Origin of the sequence: Mycobacterium sp. E1386 (genome assembly GCF_001672745.1) — a bacterium.
GTDB lineage: Bacteria > Actinomycetota > Actinomycetes > Mycobacteriales > Mycobacteriaceae > Mycobacterium.
The window spans coordinates 1-4,677 of record NZ_LZKH01000026.1 but is presented as its reverse complement, the minus strand read 5'-3'; the positions used below and the strand labels follow the sequence as shown (position 1 = coordinate 4,677).

The 4,677-nt window shown below is 71.9% G+C and carries 6 protein-coding genes; 4 read left to right on the top strand and 2 right to left on the bottom strand.

The annotated features are described in order from the left end of the window. Nucleotides 1-460: low molecular weight protein-tyrosine-phosphatase (locus A5709_RS02930; RefSeq protein ID WP_068117854.1), on the bottom strand; the 460-nt coding region annotated here is incomplete at its 3' end. Continuing rightward, the gene (locus A5709_RS02925; protein WP_197500907.1) at nucleotides 453-1,136 is read right to left on the bottom strand and encodes an HAD-IA family hydrolase; all 684 of its coding nucleotides are present in this window, start codon (nucleotides 1,134-1,136) and stop codon (nucleotides 453-455) included. The genes A5709_RS02930 and A5709_RS02925, both read right to left, overlap by 8 nt. Before the next feature lie 81 nt (nucleotides 1,137-1,217). On the opposite strand from A5709_RS02925, the gene cobC reads away from it, so the two are divergent. From cobC to A5709_RS02905, 4 genes are all read left to right on the top strand, one after another. Then, on the top strand, nucleotides 1,218-2,246 hold the full coding sequence (cobC, locus tag A5709_RS02920; protein ID WP_067947413.1) for an Rv2231c family pyridoxal phosphate-dependent protein CobC: 1,029 nt from the start codon (nucleotides 1,218-1,220) through the stop codon (nucleotides 2,244-2,246). Beyond that, entirely contained in the window at nucleotides 2,243-3,376 is a 1,134-nt protein-coding gene (locus A5709_RS02915; RefSeq protein WP_067947415.1) for a Nif3-like dinuclear metal center hexameric protein, read from the top strand. Before cobC ends, A5709_RS02915 begins: the two co-directional genes overlap by 4 nt. Beyond that, nucleotides 3,376-4,113: a zinc ribbon domain-containing protein gene (locus A5709_RS02910; protein WP_068008218.1), complete on the top strand. Its 738-nt coding sequence runs from the start codon at nucleotides 3,376-3,378 to the stop codon at nucleotides 4,111-4,113. Before A5709_RS02915 ends, A5709_RS02910 begins: the two co-directional genes overlap by 1 nt. Further along, the coding region (locus A5709_RS02905) for a reverse transcriptase-like protein (protein ID WP_156767947.1) at nucleotides 4,110-4,677 on the top strand (568 nt) is incomplete at its 3' end. The genes A5709_RS02910 and A5709_RS02905, both read left to right, overlap by 4 nt.

Sequence of the window (4,677 nt, the reverse complement as noted above, 5' to 3'; positions counted from 1 at the left end):
CCACCCAGGCGTGCAGGCCGGGCAGCGCGGCCTCGATGACCGCGAAGACCTCCTCGAAGTCCTGCGCGTCGCCGTAGTAGGGGTCCTCCACGTCGGGGGCGTGGGCGCCCGAACGCGGGTCGAAGGACCGCAACATCCGCACCCGCTCGTCGTCGACACCCAGCTCGCGCAGCATCCGCAGATGGTTACGGCCCAGCGCCACCACCAGGTCGGCGGCCAGATGGTCGGCCTCGACCTGAGCGGCGCGGTGGTCGGTGGAGTAGCCGTGGGCGCGCAGCACATCGGCCGCCCGCTCGTCGGCGCATTGGCCGACATGCCAGTTGCCGGTGCCCGCGCTGGTCACCCGAACGGCGTCGGCCAGGCCGCGGCGGCGCAGCTGGTCGGCGAACATCTTCTCGGCCATTACCGACCGGCAGATGTTCCCCGTGCAGACGAAGGTGACGTGCAGCGGCTCAGACACCGAGCGCCGCCCGCAGCTCGTCGATGGTCGCGGCGTGCGTCACGCCGGTGACGCCGAACCCGTCGGCGAAATCGTCCCGCCCGTAACCCCAGCCCACCACCACCGTGTCGATGCCGTGCGCGGCCGCGCCGTGCACGTCGTGGCTGCGGTCGCCGACCATGAGCACCCGCTCGGGCAGCGGCTGCAGTTGCTCCAACGCGTGCGCCAGCACGTCGACCTTGGTCTTGCGGGAGCCGTCGGGGCTCGCCCCGGCGATCACCTCGAAATACCCATCGAGCCCGAAATGGGCGAGGATGCGCCGCGCCGTCGGTTCGAGCTTCGAGGTGGCCACGGCCAGCCGGACACCGGCGGCGCTCAAATCGGCCAGCAGCGGCTCGATGCCCTCGAACAGCGTGTTCATCGCCCAGCCCCGGCTGCCGTATTCGGCGCGGAAGGCGGTGATGGCCCGCTCGGCGTCCCCGCCCAGCATGGACCGGAAGGTGTCGTCCATCGGCGGGCCCACGATCTGCGCCACCAGGTCGCCGTCGGGCACAGCGACGCCGACGTGCTCGAGTGCATGCAGAAAGCTGGCCACGATGCCCTCCGCGGAGTCGGTGAGGGTGCCGTCGAGGTCGAAGATCACCAGCTCGGTGGTGAGGCCCGGCGAAGGGCGATCGGTGGACGTTGTGCCTGTCACCTCACCATTGTCCTCGATGGCCGCGTCCGGGTGTGACGGTGTCGCTGCCACCCGCCCGAGCGGCCCACTAGTGTTTCTCGGATGGCGAGTCTGAACTTGAGCCCGCCTGCGACGCGCTATCACGGTGATCAGGCCGTCGCACCCGGGATGCTGGATTTCGCCGTCAACGTCCGTCACGCGCAACCGCCCGAGTGGCTGGTGCGGCGGCTGGCCGCGCGGCTGCCGGATCTTGGGCGCTACCCCAGCGCCCAGGACGTGCGCGCGGCGCAGGAAAAGGTCGCGGAGCGGCACGGCAGGCAACACGACGAGGTGCTGCCGCTGGCCGGGGCCGCGGAGGGGTTCGCGCTGCTGAGCAACCTGCGTCCGGCGCGGGCGGCGGTCGTCGCGCCCGCCTTCACCGAGCCGGCGGACGCTCTGGGCGCGGCCGGGGTGCCCGTGCACCACGTGGTGCTCGAGCCGCCCTTCGGCCTGGACGCGGTGAGCGTTCCCGAGGACGCCGACCTGGTCGTGGTGGGCAACCCGACCAACCCGACCTCGGTGCTGCACACCCGCGAGCAGCTGCTCGCGTTGCGCCGGCCCGGCCGGATCCTGGTGGTCGACGAGGCGTTCGCCGATTCGATCCCGGGCGAACCCGAGTCGCTGGCCGCTGATTCGCTGCCCGATGTGCTGGTGCTGCGCAGCCTGACCAAGACGTGGGCGCTGGCGGGATTGCGGGTGGGCTACGCCCTGGGCTCCCCGGAAATGCTGGCCCGGTTGACCTCGCAGCGTGCCCACTGGCCGGTGGGGACGCTGCAACTGGCGGCCATCGCGGCGTGTTGCGGCCGGCAGGCCGTCGCCGAGGCGGCGGCCGGTGCCGCGCGCCTGGCGGAGTTGCGTGCCGAGATGGTGGCCGGCCTGACGTCGGTGGGCGCCGAGGTGGTCGACGGCCGGGCACCGTTCGTGCTGTTCCGCAGGCCTGACGCGGTGGAGCTTCGAAAGGCATTGCGGGACAAGGAGATAGCTATCCGTCGCTGTGATACTTTCGTCGGCTTGGATGAGAGTTACCTGCGGGCCACGGTGCGCCGGGAGTGGCCGCTGCTGGTCGCAGCCATCGCGGAGGTGCGCCGGTGAGCGTGCGGCTGGCCGACATCATCGACGTGCTGGACGAGGCCTACCCGCCGCGGCTCGCCGAATCCTGGGACTCGGTGGGCCTGGTGTGCGGCGACCCCGGCGACGCGATCGAGTCGGTGACCGTCGCGGTCGACGCGACGGCCGCCGTCGTCGACCAAGTTCCCGAGGGTGACCTGCTGCTGGCCCATCACCCCTTGCTGCTGCGCGGGGTCGACACCGTGGCGGCCAGCACGCCCAAGGGTGCGCTGGTGCACCGCCTGATCCGAACGGGGCGTTCGCTGTTCACCGCGCACACCAACGCCGACTCGGCGTCACCGGGCGTGTCCGATGCGCTGGCCCAGGCCCTCGGCCTCACCGTCGAAGCCGCCCTGGAGCCGCGAACGGCCGCGCCCGACCTGGACAAGTGGGTCATCTATGTGCCGCGCGACAACGCGGAAGCGGTGCGGGCGGCCGTGTTCGAGGCGGGCGCCGGGCACATCGGCGACTACTCGCACTGCAGCTGGAGCGTCAGCGGCATCGGGCAGTTCCTGCCCCACGAAGGCGCATCGCCCGCGGTGGGCAGCATCGGAGCCGTCGAGAAGGTGGCCGAGGACCGGTTCGAGGTCGTCGCGCCCGCCCGGATCCGGGCCGCCGTGCTGGCGGCCATGCGCGCCGCCCATCCCTACGAGGAGCCCGCGTTCGACGTCTTCGCGCTGCTGCCCCCGCCCGGCGGCGCCGGGCTGGGCCGCATCGGCGCCCTGCCCCGGCCCGAACCGCTGCGCGACTTCGTGGCCCGCGTCGAAGCCGCCCTGCCGCGCACGGCGTGGGGCGTCCGCGCGGCCGGCGATCCCGACCTGTCGGTATCCCGGGTCGCCGTTTGCGGCGGCGCCGGGGACTCGCTGCTCGCGGCGGCGGCCGGCGCGGATGTGCAGGCGTACGTCACGGCCGACCTGCGGCACCATCCCGCCGACGAACATCGCCGGGCCTCCGGCGTGGCGCTGATCGACGTGGCGCACTGGGCGAGCGAATTCCCCTGGTGCGACCAGGCCGCCGACCTGCTGCGGTCGCGTTTCGGTGCCGCGCTGCCGGTGCGGGTATGCACCATTCGCACCGACCCATGGACTATGGGGCAACTGGAGGGTGACCACTGATGAAGGCCGAAGTCGCTCAGCAGCGTTCGCTGCTCGAGCTGTCGAAGCTGGATGCCGAGCTGTCCCGCATCACGCACCGGGCCAGCCATCTGGCGGAGCAACAGGCCTGCGAGCGGCTGCAGGAGGAGCTCAGCGCCGCCGGCGACCGCGTGGGCGCCATTCGGATCGCGTTGGAGGACATCGACGTTCAGGTGTCGCGACTCGAGTCCGAAATCGAGGCGGTTCGCCAGCGCGAGGACCGCGACCGCTCGTTGCTGCAGTCCGGTGCCACCGACGCGAAGCAACTGTCGGATCTGCAGCACGAGCTGGAGACCCTGACGCGCCGCCAGGCCAGCCTGGAAGATTCGCTGCTCGATGTGCTGGAGCGCCGCGAGGAACTGCAGTCCCAGCTGGATGACGGCCAGGGCAAGGTCGAAGCGCTGGAGGCCGAACTCGCCGACGCCCAGCGGGCTCTCGACGCCGCGCTCGCCGAAATCAGCGAGACCCGGCAAGCTCATTCGTCACGGCGCGAAACGCTGAGCGCGGCGCTGGACCCGGCCCTGTCCGCCTTGTACGAACGCCAGCGCGCCGGGGGAGGCCCGGGCGCCGGACCGTTGCTCGGGCGGCGGTGTGGTGCCTGTCGCCTCGAGATCGACCGGGGCGAGATGTCGCGGATCTCCGCCGCCGCCGACGACGACGTGGTGCGGTGCCCGGAGTGCGGCGCGATCCTGTTGCGGGTCAAGGGGTTGGACCAGTGAAGGTGGTGATCGAGGCCGACGGCGGGTCGCGCGGCAATCCCGGCCCGGCCGGATACGGCGCCGTGGTCTGGACGGAGGACCGCGCGACGGTGCTGGCGGAAACCAAGCAGGCCATCGGCCGGGCCACCAACAACGTGGCCGAATACCGTGGCCTGTTGGCCGGTTTGGACGACGCCCTGCGGGTTGGCGCGACCGAGGCCGCGGTCTTCCTGGATTCCAAGCTGCTGGTGGAGCAGATGTCGGGGCGGTGGAAGGTCAAGCATCCCGACCTGGTCGAGCTGCACGGCCAGGCCCGAAAGCTGGCGGCGCGCTTCGATCGGATCAGCTACACGTGGATTCCGCGGGACCGCAACTCTTATGCCGATCGGCTGGCGAACGAGGCGATGGACGCCGCCGCCAGCGGCACGGGGGAAGATCCCGGACTGGCCGCGGCCGAACCCGCGAAAACCGCTGCGGCGCAGTCCTCGCCACCCCCGCATGCGCCCGGATGGACCGGGGCGCGCGGTACGCCGACCAGGCTGCTGCTGCTGCGGCACGGCCAGACCGAGCTGTCGGCGCAGCGCC